12 protein-coding genes are annotated in these 16,000 nt (G+C 46.2%); 8 read left to right on the forward strand and 4 right to left on the reverse strand.

Annotation, left to right across the window (positions count from 1 at the left end; translation table 11 throughout):
- Positions 1 to 255: 255 nt before the first annotated feature.
- A complete protein-coding gene (locus AC0KUT_RS10085) occupies positions 256 to 1,629 on the reverse strand; it encodes a class II fumarate hydratase (RefSeq protein ID WP_488835573.1) in 1,374 nt (457 codons plus the stop codon).
- Positions 1,630 to 1,850: 221 nt separating this feature from the next.
- Here AC0KUT_RS10085 and uvrB point away from each other — a divergent pair, with 221 nt between their 5' ends.
- The 4 genes from uvrB (at position 1,851) to AC0KUT_RS10105 (ending at position 8,028) form a co-directional block, all read left to right on the forward strand.
- Positions 1,851 to 3,863: an excinuclease ABC subunit UvrB gene (gene uvrB / locus AC0KUT_RS10090; protein ID WP_488835575.1), complete on the forward strand. Its 2,013-nt coding sequence runs from the start codon at positions 1,851 to 1,853 to the stop codon at positions 3,861 to 3,863.
- Positions 3,864 to 4,526: 663 nt separating this feature from the next.
- Positions 4,527 to 6,749, forward strand: a complete 2,223-nt coding sequence (locus AC0KUT_RS10095) for a glycosyl hydrolase (RefSeq protein WP_488835577.1) — start codon at positions 4,527 to 4,529, stop codon at positions 6,747 to 6,749.
- Positions 6,750 to 6,911: 162 nt separating this feature from the next.
- Positions 6,912 to 7,055 (forward strand): hypothetical protein, encoded by a 144-nt coding sequence (locus tag AC0KUT_RS10100; RefSeq protein WP_488835578.1) that lies wholly within the window; start codon positions 6,912 to 6,914, stop codon positions 7,053 to 7,055.
- Positions 7,056 to 7,548: 493 nt separating this feature from the next.
- Positions 7,549 to 8,028, forward strand: coding sequence for a hypothetical protein (locus tag AC0KUT_RS10105; protein WP_488835579.1), 480 nt, complete (start codon positions 7,549 to 7,551; stop codon positions 8,026 to 8,028).
- A gap of 155 nt (positions 8,029 to 8,183) precedes the next feature.
- Here AC0KUT_RS10105 and AC0KUT_RS10110 read toward each other — a convergent pair whose 3' ends face one another.
- Positions 8,184 to 9,371, reverse strand: coding sequence for a hypothetical protein (locus AC0KUT_RS10110; RefSeq protein ID WP_488835581.1), 1,188 nt, complete (start codon positions 9,369 to 9,371; stop codon positions 8,184 to 8,186).
- 272 nt (positions 9,372 to 9,643) lie between these two features.
- Here AC0KUT_RS10110 and AC0KUT_RS10115 point away from each other — a divergent pair, with 272 nt between their 5' ends.
- From AC0KUT_RS10115 to AC0KUT_RS10130, 4 genes are all read left to right on the forward strand, one after another.
- Complete coding sequence (locus AC0KUT_RS10115) at positions 9,644 to 10,084, forward strand: hypothetical protein (protein ID WP_488835583.1); 441 nt, start codon at positions 9,644 to 9,646, stop codon at positions 10,082 to 10,084.
- A complete protein-coding gene (locus tag AC0KUT_RS10120; RefSeq protein WP_488835585.1) occupies positions 10,081 to 10,764 on the forward strand; it encodes an HTTM domain-containing protein in 684 nt (227 codons plus the stop codon). The genes AC0KUT_RS10115 and AC0KUT_RS10120 overlap by 4 nt, the downstream gene beginning before the upstream one ends.
- A 179-nt stretch (positions 10,765 to 10,943) precedes the next feature.
- Complete coding sequence (locus tag AC0KUT_RS10125; protein ID WP_488835586.1) at positions 10,944 to 11,780, forward strand: sulfite exporter TauE/SafE family protein; 837 nt, start codon at positions 10,944 to 10,946, stop codon at positions 11,778 to 11,780.
- A gap of 10 nt (positions 11,781 to 11,790) precedes the next feature.
- A complete protein-coding gene (locus AC0KUT_RS10130) occupies positions 11,791 to 13,149 on the forward strand; it encodes an RsmB/NOP family class I SAM-dependent RNA methyltransferase (RefSeq protein WP_488835587.1) in 1,359 nt (452 codons plus the stop codon).
- Positions 13,150 to 13,203: 54 nt separating this feature from the next.
- Here AC0KUT_RS10130 and AC0KUT_RS10135 read toward each other — a convergent pair whose 3' ends face one another.
- Both AC0KUT_RS10135 and AC0KUT_RS10140 read right to left on the reverse strand, forming a co-directional pair.
- A complete protein-coding gene (locus AC0KUT_RS10135) occupies positions 13,204 to 13,410 on the reverse strand; it encodes a hypothetical protein (RefSeq protein WP_488835589.1) in 207 nt (68 codons plus the stop codon).
- Between the two features lie 126 nt (positions 13,411 to 13,536).
- On the reverse strand, positions 13,537 to 15,933 hold the full coding sequence (locus AC0KUT_RS10140) for an SUMF1/EgtB/PvdO family nonheme iron enzyme (RefSeq protein WP_488835591.1): 2,397 nt from the start codon (positions 15,931 to 15,933) through the stop codon (positions 13,537 to 13,539).
- Positions 15,934 to 16,000 lie beyond the last annotated feature (67 nt).

Consider the following 16,000-nt stretch of genomic DNA (forward strand, 5'->3'; position numbering starts at 1 on the left):
CCTACAGGAATTGCAAAAGCTAAGGTCTCTTTTTTTGTTGATGGCGCGACAGCTAAGCCCCCATTCCGCAGTCATGAATTATCGAGCGAAGCTATTACGCTGGAGGCTTCTTAGTAGGTGAGGGCGGGCTGCTAGTGCTGGTTGTTTTCCATCAGCGTCACATCAGTCAAGCTTCAGCGCACAGGCTCTTTTTAAGGCGCTGGGCACTATCTAGGGTACTAAGCTTTTAACCAGATATTTAATAAGCTGTCATTTTCATGGTTGCTGAGTGAGCCGCATTGGGTTGAGTAACTTTTCTAATTCCGTGCGCGTAATAGACGTTTCCTCTGCTGCCACATCAATAATAGGGCGCTGTTCGCGATAGGCTTTTTTGGCGATTGCTGCCGCTTTTTCGTAACCAATTAGGGGGTTGAGCGCAGTGACTAAAATAGGATTTTGCGCCAGTGATTGATTGAGTTTTTGGTCATTGACGCTAAAGCTTGAAATGCTTTTATCAGCAAGCTCCTTGCACGCATTACTTAACAGCTCAATCGATTGCAGCAGATTGTGGGCAATCAACGGCAACATTACATTGAGCTGAAAGTTACCGGATTGCCCTGCAATACCAATAGATACATCGTTTCCCATCACCTGTGCGCACACCATGCAGACAGCTTCAGGAATCACCGGGTTTACTTTGCCGGGCATGATGGACGAGCCCGGTTGGAGCGCGACTAAGCTGATTTCTCCTAACCCCGCTAAGGGGCCAGAATTCATCCAGCGCAGATCATTGGCGATTTTCATTAAGCTAACGGCGAGGGTTTTTAAGTGACCTGAGATGGCAACAGCGGTATCTTGGGCGCTTATGAGCGCAAAAAAATTATCGGCAGGCACAAAGGCCAAATTGGTGGCTTCGGCAATATGCGCAGCGCAGCGCTCGGCGAATTCGGGGTGTGCATTAATGCCTGTGCCCACCGCGGTTCCACCTTGCGCCAAGCGCAATAACTGTGGCAACGCCATTTGCAGGCGCACGTAATTACTTTCAATTTGGCTTGCCCAACCGCCTAATTCTTGCCCTAAGGTAATGGGCATGGCATCCATTAAATGAGTACGACCAGTTTTTACACATTCATTTAACGCTTCTGCTTTACCTAAAAGACAGGTGTGGAGTTCTTCTAAGGCGGGGAATAATTGCTGTGTTAATGCGAGTGATGCGCTTAGGTGAATAGCGCTGGGAATAGTGTCATTGCTACTTTGGCTCATGTTGACATGATCATTCGGGTGAATGGCTTGGCCTGCGCTGGTACTCGCGAGATGGGCTATGACTTCATTCACATTCATATTGGTGCTGGTGCCAGATCCGGTTTGAAACACATCTATTGGAAACTGATCTGCGTAGTGTCCTCCCAATAGCTGATCGCAAGCCTGAGCAATTGCGACTGCAGTGCTTTGTTCTAGTAAGCCCAGCTCTCCATTTGTTTGTGCAGCTGCTTTCTTGATTTGCACGAGCGCTTGTATAAAACGCGGTGGCAGCCTGAGGTTGCTCATTGCAAAGTTATCGAGTGCGCGCTGAGTTTGCGCGCCGTAATAGGCTGATGCGGGCACCTTAACGTCGCCCATGCTGTCATGCTCAATGCGATAGTCGCTCATAATCTGCTCCTTTTTGGTTAATTACGGGTTGCCGAACTTAGTGGCTTAGCGCTCTGCTGACGTGAATTGTCAGGGGACTTGGATGTAACCGCCGTCAGCTTTAGGGAAATGGGCTGCTTTTCGTTACAATCACCACTTTCCGCTTTTGTGCCATTCGTGACACCTGAATGAATTTTAGGCTGGTCTTGTGATGTGTTAATCCGTTTACAGTTAGGGTACCTATGTCAAAGCAGTTGTTTGAGATTAAAAGTGAATTTGCGCCAGCGGGCGATCAACCTACTGCCATCGCCGGCTTGGTGCAAGGTATTGAGGCGGGGTTAGCGCATCAAACACTGCTGGGTGTTACGGGTTCAGGCAAAACGTTTACGATTGCGAACGTGATCGCTCAGGTGCAAAGGCCCACCTTGATCATGGCACATAACAAAACTCTTGCGGCGCAACTCTACGGTGAATTTAAAGAATTCTTCCCCAATAACGCAGTGGAATATTTTGTTTCCTACTACGACTACTATCAGCCAGAAGCTTACGTACCTTCCTCAGACACCTTTATCGAAAAAGATTCCGCGGTAAATGAACATATTGAGCAAATGCGGTTGTCTGCTACTAAGGCGCTGTTAGAGCGTAAAGATGCCATTATTATTGCCTCTGTTTCAGCTATTTATGGCTTGGGTGATCCCGATGCCTACATGAAAATGCTGTTACATGTAGTGCGTGGCGATAAAATCGATCAACGGCAAATACTGCGTCGTTTAGCTGAATTGCAATATACCCGTAATGATATGGACTTTGCGCGCGCTACCTATCGCGTGCGCGGTGACGTGATTGATATTTATCCCGCCGACTCTGACTGCGAAGCTGTGCGGATAGAATTATTCGATGATGAAGTTGACCAAATTACAATCTTCGATCCGCTGACGGGAGAAAGCCTGCGCAAGGTTGCACGTTTTACCGTCTACCCAAAATCTCACTACGTAACACCCCGCGAACAAATTGTAGCGGCGATTGAGAATATTAAAGAGGAGTTGCATAAGCGCCTTGAATACTTACGTGAAAACAATAAGTTGGTTGAAGCACAACGACTAGAGCAGCGCACACGTTTCGATTTAGAAATGATGCAGGAGCTAGGTTATTGCAATGGTATTGAAAACTACTCGCGCTATTTATCAGGGCGCGACAGTGGGGAAGCACCGCCTACTTTATTTGATTACCTGCCCGAAGATGCACTCTTAGTGATTGATGAAAGCCATGTGACTGTTTCGCAAATTGGCGCCATGTATAAGGGCGACAGATCACGTAAGGAAACGCTGGTCGAGTATGGTTTTCGCCTGCCGTCAGCGCTCGATAATCGCCCCATGCGCTTTGATGAATGGGAGCGTATTTCACCGCAAACTATTTTTGTATCGGCAACACCAGGCAACTATGAAAATGAACATCAGGGCCAAGTTGTAGAGCAGGTAGTGCGCCCCACAGGTTTGATTGACCCTGAAATTGAAGTCCGCCCTGCGGGCTCGCAGGTTGATGATGCGCTCTCGGAAATTCACCTGCGCGTTGCTAAAGATGAACGCGTACTTATCACCGTACTTACCAAACGTATGGCGGAAGACTTGACGGAGTATCTTGCTGAGCACGGCACGCGTGTGCGCTATTTGCACTCGGATATAGATACCGTTGAGCGAGTAGAAATTATTCGCGACTTTCGCTTGGGTCAATTTGATGTGTTGGTAGGCATCAATCTTTTACGCGAAGGTTTAGATATGCCGGAGGTTTCTTTGGTGTGTATTTTTGATGCGGATAAAGAAGGCTTTTTGCGCTCAGAGCGTTCATTAATTCAAACCATTGGGCGCGCGGCGCGTAACTTAAATGGTAAAGCCATATTGTACGCAGACCGTATAACTGGCTCTATGCAGCGCGCTATTGATGAAACCGATCGCCGTCGTCAAAAACAAATTGAACACAACATAAAAAACAACATAACTCCCAAAAGTATTCGTAAAGACATTACCGATATTCTTGAGAATTCAGTGGTGCCCGGTGCCGGTGGCCGCGCCGCACGGAATAGAGCTGCCGTTGCTGAGCGGCAAGCCAAATACGCAGTGGAAGTTGACCCGAAAGATATTTGGAAAACCATTGAGATGCTGGAAAAACAAATGTTTCAAGCGTCTAAGGATTTGGAATTTGAATTGGCCGCCACCTTGCGTGATCAAATAGAAAAGCTCAAACACAGGGCTATTTAATCCAATTATTCATGTTTGTGCGTTTACATTCGCTTTTAAAAAAAGTGGATTCTTAACAAACGTTTATTCTCAATTGGGTGGGAATATTTTCAGATGCCGCAACGGATACCACACCAATTAGGCTCTTGATGTTGTCGGTTGAATCACCTTACATTACGTAGATTCGCCCTTTTCTTGTTTGGGTTGAGTGCTGGCAGGGATGCACTACGTTGATTTTTCGATGAAAGTCTTATGTATTTGGCTCGTAAATCGACATCAGCCGCTATGTGTTGATAAAAACTCTGGTCAATCTTTACGTTGAGAAACGTACATTCCACTGGCTATTTTTTTACATATAAAATCGCCACCTGTTTCGCAATCACAAATAAAAATTAATTCAGGCTGGCTTACTTTGATGGCATTTTGAATCGAAGTTTTCTATTTTTCCCCTATTTGTTGCAGTTTTTAATATTGCTATTTGTGATGTGATTTTTCTGACAATATTTATCATATATATATGGTAAGGTTCGGGGGTGAGATCAACTATATAAATTTTTTAGTGCGACATTTATAACAATAAGCAGTTGTCGTCTCGCTCAACTTTGCGCAACTCGATCTCTCTCGTCCGAACTCAAGTAGCAATTCAAATAATCACTATCACTACTCGTTTTAAAGGGGAAATATATGAAACCTTTATATCAAAGGTCGGCCGCCTTGGCGCTTGCCTCGGTATTTACATTGTGGGGGGCTGCAGTTCAAGCTAACTCGGTAGCATCTAGCAATGGCGCTGCGCTTGCAGATATTGCAATACAAAGTAATTGGGGCGCGGGTTACTGTGCCGCGGTTACTATCACGAATAAAAGTAGTGCGGTAATCACGTCGTGGCAGGCGCAGATTAATCCTAATAATTCACAAATTACTAATGTTTGGAGCGGCACACTTAGTAGCACCAGTGTGTCGGGTGCAGGCTATAACAATCAAATAAATGTGGGGGGAAGTGTTTCGTTTGGTTTTTGCGGCAACGCGACGGGTACTAATTTTCTTCCTACATTAAGTGGTTTAACGATAGTGGGTGGGGCGGTTACTTCTTCGGTGAGTTCGGCTGTTGTTAGCTCATCGAGTGCTTTAAGTTCTGTTGCACCAAGTTCTGCTGCTCCTAGTTCAATCGCGCGAAGTTCAATTGCGCTCAACTCTATTCGCTCGTCTAGTTCTCTGGCGTTATCATCAGTACCGCTTAGCTCAAAAGCGTCTTCAGTAGCTATCTCCTCGTCGATTGCTTCCTCCGTGGTGTCTTCTGCTGCAACACAATGCAAGAGTTCCTGTAACTGGTACGGTACGCTTTACCCTGTGTGTCAGCAGCAAACAACAAACTGGGGCTGGGAAAGTAATGCGAGCTGTATCGGTAGTGCTACCTGCAGTGCTCAGCCTGCGGGCTACGGTGTCGTATCGAATTGCTCGTCTAGGAGTGTTGTATCAAGCGCCAGCCTTGCAAGTTCAAGTGTCGTGATAAGTTCTTCATTGCGATCTTCGTCAAGTTCAAGCCAAGTACCAAGTTCAGTACTCAGCTCATCTTTGAGTAGTCTTGTCTCAAGTAGTGTTATAGGTTCAAGCAGTTCAGCAGCGACCAACCAAATTCCGAATGCGGCGAGCAATGGCTTTCCCTATTGTCGTAGCAGTGATTCAGATCCCGATGGCGACGGTTGGGGTTGGGAAAATAGTTATTCCTGTATCGTGAAAAACTCTGCAGCTGACTCAGGTGTTGGTAGCTTTGCATACTGCGTCATTGGCGCTGAAAAGCTCACGCTCTGTGCAACCGATACCGGTAGCTGGGGTAGTGAATCAGGTAAAATTTGCTTGTCGAAATCTATGTGCCCAGGCATGGGTTCGGTAACGCAAACTGCTATGAGTACCGCCCCGGTGAACGCCAATGCGAATGCCACCACACGTAAAGTTTTCACCTATCTCAAATCGATATGGGGCAACCATGTGCTTTCAGGGCAAATGGATTTGAACTGGCAAGATGCAATCGACCAATATCAACGGGCGTTAAACGACACCGGTCGTGCCCCCGCCATTATGGGCTTTGATTTCATGAATTATGGTTTGTATTGGAATGGCATTTCCGGCATTACCCAAACAGAAGAGGCCGTGACCCACTGGAATCGTGGCGGCTTAGTCACCTTTACGTGGCACTGGCGCGATCCTGATGCTGCTGCTGGCGCAATAGGTGATTTTTATACCGAAAAAACCGCATTTAAAATACCTATAGCAAATGGTGTTTTGGATACCGCTAGCCCAAGTTTCACGCATATTGAAGCCAATGTGGCGATGATTGCCGCTGAACTTAAAAAGCTGCAAGATGCTGGTGTTACTGTGTTGTGGCGTCCGTTGCATGAAGCATCAGGTGGTTGGTTTTGGTGGGGCCGCTCTGACCGCACCGATGGTGTGCCACCTGCATACGCTCAAGTGGTGTTGTGGAAGTATATGTACAACCGTTTGACCAACTACTATGGCCTTAATAATTTAATTTGGGTGTGGAATGGTCAAAGCGGAGCTTGGTATCCCGGCGACAACTATGTGGATATCGTCAGTACCGATATTTATGACGGCGCAAAAAATTATAAATCGCAGGTTTCCGCGTTTAATTTAACCAAGTCATATCCGCATCAAGCCAAAATGGTCGCCATGAGTGAAAACAGCAATATTCCCGATCCAGATTTAATGGCGGCGGATGGTGCTTGGTGGTTGTATTTTATGGTGTGGAATGATGTTGATACCCCTGAAGGTGAGACTAACTCCAGCAACTTCTGGACTGGTGAGTACTACAATACCAATACACACAAGTCGCGAGTTTATAACCATAACCTCGTCATCACCTTGGATGAACTGCCTAACTTCAAAAACTAGTGCGAATTCGTTAGGTTGAGAACCTGAGTTAATAGCACTTGCTAGTGACTCAGGTGCAAATAAAAATCCGGTAACCTTAGGGGATACCGGATTTTTTTATTTAGAAGTTATCTTGCCGTTTTTTATCGGTAATGGTTGCATGGGGTAAATAGCCTGTGCGTCATGTTGTTCGTGGTTGAACATGACAGCGTAGGTGGCGACATCTATCGTAAAAATATCGGCAGGTACCTAAATACGCGCAGTAATCCAACTACGGCCGCGCTAAAAATCAAACTCGCCATCAAGCCGGCCATCAAGCCCGCATAAAAATGCACGTCGCACGCAGCGACTCACGCAGTGATAATAAGGTGTGGCCCCTAGTGCTATAAGCTCATTGCGTGGGCGGGCTATGCAGCTCCCACATTTTGCGATACCTGCTTGAGCTGTGAATGCATACAGTAATGGCGGTGGGGAATAATAAGTTTGTCAAGGCTGTTGGCGCGTGTAGAATGTTGGGTGCGCTCAAATTCCACATTGCATAGAGCTTGCTGCGCCATTTCATGATGAAAGCAACAAGCACAGAGAGTTTATTTTTTTTTGGGGGATTTAATGGCGACGCGTTTCGCTAACCTAAAACTAAAGTTTCGGCATATATCCCAGAAACCAAGTGTTTAGAAGTACGAGAAGTTGCTGACAAAAATATGCTTTAAATTTATTGTGTAGGTATGAAAACTCTAGTGCTTTGTAGGTGTTAGCAGCAGCGAAGTATATGGGGTATCTTTTAGTTGTCTAAATGCTGGTTTGAGGAGGAGGGGATAAGTTGACAAAAGTATTTGTTTTTTACGTGGTTGTGGCGGCGATCGCTTTTTTGGTGCCATTATTTGTTGAATATAGGTTGCCTGATTATGTCTACGAATTTAGGCCGATTGCACAAATGATTAGATGTGTATCTTGGGGAACATCTGTTGCTCAAATGTATGTCTTTTCAATAGCATTTAATTTATTTGGGCCAATATATGTCTTAATGAAAACTGACTTGTGTAAAGTTAAACCGACTGTTGGGCGTGTTATTTTTTCATCTTTCATGTGTTCTGCCATGCTTGCATATTTCTATTTTGTTGGGTTTGTCTATTTGCATGGAGTTCGCACGGAAAAGCTATTGGCCGCATTGTTTTGCCTTGATCCAGTTGGTAGTTTTATGGTTGGTGTCTTCCAGACAGGTTTGGTGTTTTTGTCGATTACGGCTTTCTATGTTTTTTGTATTTATCCAATATTTTTTAAGAAGAGGTTAAGCAAGTAGGATGATGGGTGTCCTCAAAAGTAGAATGAGCAACAAGATTGTGGACACCCACCAATTAAAGTAGCCGTGCTAGGTATTCAAAAAATCGAGAAGAATGAGGACACCCACCAATTAAAGTGCTACCACCAATCAGGAGCGGCTTTCACGTTGAGGGGCTAAAAGAAATCATCATCTTCCATCTCGCCAAACTGAAGAACCTCAAAGTACATTTTGGCTTTTAGCATGTCTTTGAGCGTGCTGATGTTGCGGATTTCTGCGTTAATGGCTTGGTGTTCTTGGGCGGCTTCTTTTTGGTTTTTAATGTGTTCGCGTATCGCAGCAGCTTCCTTTTGCGGTTTTTGATGGTAGAACATTTCGTAATAGCTGTGCCCAAATGGCACAGCGCTTAATATATCTTCCTTTTGCTCGCTAAGCCTCTCGGTCATTTGCTTGATGATTTGTGTCAGCTGGATATAGTCTTGATCGAGGAGGGTGTCTGGTAATTTACCAAAAGTGGTTTTGTACGTTTGTAATATATAGGCAACATCTTTGTTTTCACGTGCTTCAATTAGCAGGCACATCTGTCGATGCTTATTAGCTTTTTGGGCGTCGTCGCGTTCTAAATCCGGATGTATAGCTCTGGCTATTTGCCGAAAAAGCTTGTTAATGCTGGATGCTTTGAATAGTCGATCGAGCGATGGTTGTTGGTTTTCTTGTGCTTGCGCGGCCTCGTCATAATCATCGAAAAATGCGTTGTCAAAATCGGTTACGTCATCTGCAAATAGGTCGTCAAATAAGTTGTTTATATCATCGTCTTCGCTTTCTGTATCTTCTTGGAGCAGCTGTTTTAGAATTTCGGCGAGTTCCTCTTGGGTACTTGCTTGCCGAGCGCGAGCGTTTAAGTCTTTTAGCTGCTCAACTTCCGCTTCTGGAACGCCTTGATTGATCAGCTTTTTGAAATGCTTTTCTTGATGATTGTCTATGTGCTTACCGCGATGTTGGTCTAACTCGGCTATTAGGGCGGCTACATCAAAGTTGTGTGAATACGGGTTTTGGCTCAATTCGTTGAGGTTTTCGCTAATCCAATCAAAAAGTGCATCACGAAGGTATTCGGGCAGTGACTTTTTGCTAAAAAATGGAATCAACTTTTGGGTTAGAGTGTAAAGTTGGCGGTACTTTTCAACTTCTGCTGGTTCAATTTGGGGGGATACTCGCTCTATTAGCGCTAGCATTTCCTGCTCAAACTTATCGTTTCGCGCCTTGAAACGCTGGTGCCGTGCCAGCGCTTCGTTAAACTGCTGTTCCGGCGAAGTTTTAGGTTGTTTGCTTTTCTTGGTGGTTTTGCGGAGAGTTCGCGTATTCATGATCACATCGTCGTTAATCAGTTTTTGGGGCGGGGTAAGTCTTTAGGTTGTCTATTGTACGGAAAGCCGTGTGCGAGGCCAATGCTTGCAGGGTGTTTTTGAGCCGTAATATCGCCCGTTCTTTGCTTTTACAAAAGATTGAGGACACCAATTAAGGTGGTCCCGACAGATTCTAAGCTGCGTCACCTTCTGTGCCGCACTTGATATTTTATAGGTTTTCAGCCGTGCTAATTAACAAAAGTACTAGAGTTGAAAATGCTCAAAGGTAATGAATGTTTAAATATCTTCTTCCGGTTCTTTTTCCTTCGTGGCGTTTTTTTAGCAGTATTGGCCCTTCTCCACGTATTGAGTGGAGCTGTGTCGACACCTTAGATGCCGGACCAGATTCGTGGTTCGCATTTCGCCCATTGCCACAGAAGGTGGGTTTTATTGCCTCTTTATGGCGCTTGCTACACAACCCCGAGTGGAATGAGCGTTTATATATTAATAGCTGTGCTGAGCATGTGTTTAATGGGGACGTTGCTTTTTATGCGCAGGAAATTGGCGAGCGTTTGGCGGCGGCAGTAGCGGCAGGGGAGTTAATTACACCTCAGAATTCGCGCTATTTGGTATTTCGTATTCGCACCTTAGAGCAGGTGCATGAAGTACTCGAGGACGAGGTTGTTTTTGTGTCGACGTTTTTTAGTTTGAAGCTGGTGGGTGAACAGGAATGACCCTTGAGTTTGCCGTTAGGTTAACGGAAGTACTTTTAGGCTTAGCTATCCTCCAGCAGAGCTTGGAGTTTGTGCGTGGCGTGGCGTCAGAACGAATCTGGGGTCTGCTGCGAGCGGGCTTAGCTATCGCCTTGGTGTTGGGTTTCCAGCCATTGTGGGTAGAGGTCGCACTTTTACTTAGCGCAGTGTTTATGTTGTGGCGATTTCGCGGCCCCTACAATGGTGGTAGTGACACCATGACTCTCTTAATCTTGATCTGCATGCTCTTATCAAGCCTTGCCCCCACCCGCTATTGGCAGGAAATTGCCTTGGGCTATTTGGCAGTGCAGGCAGTGCTTTCTTATTTTCAATCTGGCTGGGTAAAACTCATCAATACAGACTGGCGTAGTGGTCGCGCCTTGCAGCAGGTTTTTGTATTAAGCGCCTATCCCGTCAGCGAGGCGTTGCGTGTATGGTGTTTGCGCCCACGGCTTTTGTGGGGGGTATCTTGGGCGGTTATAGTGTTTGAGCTAGCGTTCCCCTTGGCGCTACTGGATCAGCGTTTACTCTTTGTTGCCTTGTTGATGGCGGCATTGTTTCATCTGGCGAACGCACTTTTGTTTGGTTTAAACCGTTTTTTTTGGATTTGGCCAGCGGCTTATCCGGCCCTCTTATGGTTTCAGGACCGTTTATTCGGGTAGCGACGGAGTAGGGACGCTTGCTTGGCTCGGCTAGTTGTTAGGCGATAGGCTTCTCTATGAGAATAGGGCGCAAAAATAGTGCCGACGACTGGCGTCAAAAAACCTATAATGCCGTCCACTGAGTGCTTAGTACGACTAATGAGATGTTTTTGCCATAGTGTATGGTGGTTGGAGTGTAGATGGCGGACTTGGCCTATTATCAATACGCCTTAATTGCGTTGATTTTTGCATGGGGCGGATTTGTTCGCTCAGGTTTGGGGTTTGGTGGTGCGGTGATGTCGCTGCCATTTTTATTGTTGATTGATAATCAACCCTTGGTATTTTTACCGATTATTGCCCTTCACTTATTGTTTTTTTCCTTTATTACCGTTTGGCAAAATTCACGCAAATACCGCTTGGCTGAGTCGCAGCGAATATTGCTAGCAAATCATCAAGATGGCGCTGGTGCTGCCGTAAGTGCGAACCCCAAGGCCATGGGGACAGTGGATTGGGCATATTTGAAAAAAGCCTTGGGGATTATGATAGTCCCTAAGTTGATCGGCGTTTTTGGCTTATTGACCCTGCCTGCCACACTGATGACGGCTATTATTTTTGGCATAGTATCGATTTATGCTGTGTCCTATATTTTAAACAAGCCATTTAAAAGTAATAGCAAAAGTTTGGATGTCATTTTTTTGATGATGGGCGCCTATATCAGCGGGACTTCACTGATTGGTGCGCCGCTGATTATTGCGGTTTTTGCGACCCATGTTGCTAAACATTTATTGCGCGATACGCTGTTCGTGCTTTGGTTTATTTTAGTGAGTATTAAGACGGCAGCTTTTATTTATGCCGGTGTGGATATGCAATTGATTCATCATTTGTGGTTGCTGCCGGCTGCTACTCTGGGTCATGTGGTCGGATTGCGCTTTCATGAAACAATTCTAAGCGGTAATACTAAAGTGTTTTATCGCGTTCTTGGCATCGCTTTGCTGGTTATCAGCGCCGCGGGCCTACTTTCAGTTTATGTAAAATAGAGTTTAATTTATGTCAGGATTTTTTATCAAAGAAGAACTTACCCAGCAAATTTTTTCTGCTTGGCGTGAGCTAATGAGTGAAGGTTCACTGCCTGCACTGGATCGCTGGTTGAAGGCGCGCCATAAACAGCTTAAGTTTGAAGCGCGCCATACAGAAACTAATGTGTTGCCCAACTCGCTTGCGGTATCGGCAGCCTTGATGGAAGGCGTGCGTTTTTTGCAGTGGGTAACTGCTATGGAGCAGGGCTATCAACAGCAAGAACTGATAGCAGATTTAGGACAGTGGGACGCCGAATGGACCTTAGCTCATGCGCGAAAAATCCCCGTAATGCCTTTTTGGTATTGGGTGGATCTGCGTGTAAATGGCACCGAGACTAAAGCGCCTAAAAACCTGCGCGATGCACAAGAGCGCGCTGATTTTTTTACTCAGTGGCAAGAAAAACAAGCCGCCAATGAGACCGAAGATGCGCAGGTTTCTGCTGAGTTTTTGCTCTGGCAAGGGCTGCGCCCGCAATGGTTGCCACTCTTGCAGGCGCGCGCGGCGACAAGTGGTTGGACGCAGGCTCAATTACATGAGTTCATAGCTATGCAAACGCGGGTACCGCCGTTATGGCTGCGTAAACAAAGCGAAAAACCTGTCGAAGATTTGGTGAAAACCCTACGTAATGAGGGTGTAGATGCTGCCCTAACCGAAGAGGGCTATCTGTTTGCACAGGGCGGCAAGGGGCTTAACACCACAGATTGTTACAAAAACGGTTGGGTAGAAATACAAGATTTAGCAAGCCAACAAATTGCGCTAGCGGTTGATTTTAAACCTGGGCAAAAAATTTGGGATGCCTGTGCAGGAACTGGCGGTAAAACCTTGGCTATAGCATCGCGCATGAACAATAAGGGCGCGCTCATTGCCACGGATTTACATGAATACAAATTAGATGAATTAAAACGCCGCACTAAGCGCGCACAATTCCACACCGTACGTCACTTTGTGTGGGAAGGTGATGCACCCTTGCGGTTGCCAAAAGAGATCGCACAGCAACAAGGGTTTGATTGGGTGTTGGTGGACGCGCCCTGCAGCTCATCGGGAACATGGCGCCGCAACCCTGATGCGCGCTGGCGCTTGAGCGTTGAGGATACCGCTGAACTAATTGAATTACAGCGACAAATTCTCACCCAAGCTGCTGTAGGTGTGCGCGCAGGTGGACATTTGGTTTACGCCAGTTGCAGTTGGCAGCTGAGTGAAAACGAAGAGCAAGTCGCCTGGTTTTTGCAAGAGCACCCTGAATTTAGCTTACACAGCCAGCGCATTTTGGGGGCACCACTCGAGGATGCCGACACAATGTTCGTGGCTGTATTGAAAAAGCAGGCATAACTAAGATAGGCCTGCAGACTGAAAGCCGCGGTAGGCCTAGCGTGCTGGTGCGGCTTAGAGGGTGCGATAGTCCAGAAGCAGTTGAATAACAGCGTGTGTACTCGCCGAAGCCTGCAGCGCAGCATTTAGTTTGGTGCGTTGCGGCAGGCGAATATTCAACTTGGTGCGCAGCATACGAATAACTTGCTCATCAATTTCAGGGTCAATATCTTCGCCAAAGAAGCCTACGAGTTGTTGACGTAAAGATGCTTTATCTATCATTGTGTTGGTGTAAATTTCCTAGGTTAAAAAGTTAAATGAAAGGTTGATTTTAAAAACTACTAACGGGTGAAGCAGCGTGACATATCGCTTGCTGTTATTCATGAGCAGCATAAGCTGGCGATGAGTTTAGTTGAGTTCCATTACAACGCGAAAACCGAGATGTTCATTATAAATTTCTGGGTGATTGTAATCTCGCGTCGCACTGCCTAGCTGTTGGATATTATGCTTTGCTGAACCGCCACGCACAACTCGCGCGTCACAATTTTTAATTTCATAGGCGAGGCCATTTTTGGGGTGAAGGCGGTAATTGTCGGCGAAGCAGTCCTGTACCCACTCAGCCACATTACCTGCAGTATCATAAACGCCAAAACCATTGGCGGCGTAGCTGCCAACCGGTGCAGTTTTACTGCCAAAGAGGCCAGAGAATTTTGAGTTGCAGCCGCGCCGACAATTTGCTCGACCGCTACCATCCTTAATATCATCCCCCCACCAGAAATAGCTCAGGGTTCCGGCACGAGCAACATACTCCCATTCTGATTCGGTCGCTAGGCGATATTTTTTCCCTGTAGTTTTAGTCAACCACTGAGCATAGGCAAGGGCATCGCTATAGGTCACATTAATCACTGGGTGATTACCGCGGCCCCATTTGTTGTCATCAGGACGCTTGCGGTTAGTGGCCTGTGCAAAGGTATCGTAGTTGTCGAAGGTAATTTCATACTTGCTGATCGCGAATTTACGGGTGATGCTGACCGGGTGCACTGGCATGCTGAGGCTATCGTTTTTATTGCCCATATAAAAACTACCTGCGGGGATAGTAATCATCTCCGGTCCTTTACCCTTGGCACCATTGGTTAAATTACTGCTCAGCTCTGTACCGGAAGCAATGCTCTCCTTTAGGCTTATGGCGATTTTTAAATCCTTATCCGTCATCTTTATCCATTGCTTTAATGTTTCAAAACCTTCCTTACTGACTTCGATTTGGTAGGAACCTGCGAGTAACTCCATGTCGCTTTGATAACGATCGGAAATATTCAGAATTCTTACGCGTGCATCACTCGGCGTTGTTTCGACGCGTAATTTATGGCGCGGCTCCACATTTGCACCAATTTGATTTGATGCGGTATTGTCACCGAGAGAAAGTTCCTCGTCGGTCATGATAAGAGTAGACGTGTCCCCTGTAACGGGGCCATCTAAAGCTGTTGTTACAGCGGGTTCACTAGTTTGTACTTGTCCTTGAGTAGCGTCTTGGTTTTCATCGGTTTTTTTCGATGTTGTCGTGGCTATCGCAATTTGTGGTTCGATGCCTTTAGGTGGAGTATTTACATTGTTTAGCTGAGCAGAGGTCGGTGTTTCTTTTACTATGCTGGAGGAACTTGAATTACCTGAAAATAAGAAATAAAAGCCAAGTATACCGACAAGTGCAATTAAGCCGAAGGCGAGTACTTTTACCGATAGGGGTTGACGACTAAACGCATTATGAATACTGGTTTCTTGTAATGCACGACTTTGCAATGTGGGCGTTGCTTGTTCATGCTGCTCATTAAAAAATATTTCGGTAACTTTAGTGGCTGGGCGCACATAAAAGCCGCGTTCAGAAGACCAGCGCATTTTATTTAATCTGTTCCAGCGCCAACGAATGGCGTTGCGCGTAGCGGCAAGGAGTGCACTAAACAGATTTAGCACCGTAAGATCGGTAGTTTGGTTTAGCGTCATGTTTGGATTGCGCACGGTGACACTAAGTTCATCAATAGCTTGCGCGAGATCGCGGCCGCGCTGGAAACGTTGATCAGGGTTTTTATCCAGCAGTTTGTCGAGTATGCGCTGGTATGCAAGGTATTGCATCGGCAATTTGGGCAGTGGTGCACTGATATGTTTCAGGGCGATCGTCACTGCTTCATCGCCTTGATAGGGTAGGGTGCCAGTGAGCATTTCATAAAAGACGATGCCTAGGCTGTAAAGATCGGCGCGGCCATCAACATGTTGCCCTTTGGTTTGTTCGGGGCTCATGTAGTGAGGTGTACCAACAACGGTTCCAACGTGGGTCATCCGGGAACTGTTGGCGAGCCCGCGCGCCACGCCAAAGTCGGAAAGTACGGCGGAGTTGTCGGCGCGAAATAAAATATTTTCAGGTTTTATATCGCGATGAATGTAACCTTTTTCATGTGCATGATCTAAAGCCAGCGCTATTTCTTTGGTAATGCGCAGTGCTTCTTCACCGCTTAAGCCGAGTGACATCTTGTCGTGTACAGAGCCATTGGGTAGGTAATCCATAGCGATGTAATTTAAATCTTCATGACGGCCTATGTCATAAATAGCTACTATGTTGGGGTGTGATAGCTGGCCGACAATAGTGGCTTCGCGCTGAAAGCGTTCGCTAAATGCGGGATCATTGTTGAGCTGGGGACTCATAACTTTAAGTGCAACAACGCGACCCACGCTAATTTGAATAGCGAGGTAAACGGTGGACATGCCACCTTGATTTATTTTCCGAATAACCCTGTAGCCGGGAATATGCATAGCCATAATCGATCTTTCTTTCTCTTTTTTACTGCTAAATACAGAGTTGCATGACAGTTATCATTGCATTGCT

Source organism: Cellvibrio sp. 25HG11W-0 (assembly GCF_057815475.1).

Excerpts from the sequence above, each read along its gene's own strand:
- AC0KUT_RS10085 (WP_488835573.1), bottom strand. The coding sequence starts at position 1,629 with ATGAGCGACTATCGCATTGAGCATGACAGCATGGGCGACGTTAAGGTG.
- uvrB (WP_488835575.1), top strand. The coding sequence starts at position 1,851 with ATGTCAAAGCAGTTGTTTGAGATTAAAAGTGAATTTGCGCCAGCGGGC.
- AC0KUT_RS10095 (WP_488835577.1), top strand. The coding sequence starts at position 4,527 with ATGAAACCTTTATATCAAAGGTCGGCCGCCTTGGCGCTTGCCTCGGTA.
- AC0KUT_RS10100 (WP_488835578.1), top strand. The coding sequence starts at position 6,912 with ATGTTGTTCGTGGTTGAACATGACAGCGTAGGTGGCGACATCTATCGT.
- AC0KUT_RS10110 (WP_488835581.1), bottom strand. The coding sequence starts at position 9,371 with ATGAATACGCGAACTCTCCGCAAAACCACCAAGAAAAGCAAACAACCT.
- AC0KUT_RS10115 (WP_488835583.1), top strand. The coding sequence starts at position 9,644 with ATGTTTAAATATCTTCTTCCGGTTCTTTTTCCTTCGTGGCGTTTTTTT.
- AC0KUT_RS10120 (WP_488835585.1), top strand. The coding sequence starts at position 10,081 with ATGACCCTTGAGTTTGCCGTTAGGTTAACGGAAGTACTTTTAGGCTTA.
- AC0KUT_RS10125 (WP_488835586.1), top strand. The coding sequence starts at position 10,944 with ATGGCGGACTTGGCCTATTATCAATACGCCTTAATTGCGTTGATTTTT.
- AC0KUT_RS10130 (WP_488835587.1), top strand. The coding sequence starts at position 11,791 with ATGTCAGGATTTTTTATCAAAGAAGAACTTACCCAGCAAATTTTTTCT.
- AC0KUT_RS10135 (WP_488835589.1), bottom strand. The coding sequence starts at position 13,410 with ATGATAGATAAAGCATCTTTACGTCAACAACTCGTAGGCTTCTTTGGC.
- AC0KUT_RS10140 (WP_488835591.1), bottom strand. The coding sequence starts at position 15,933 with ATGGCTATGCATATTCCCGGCTACAGGGTTATTCGGAAAATAAATCAA.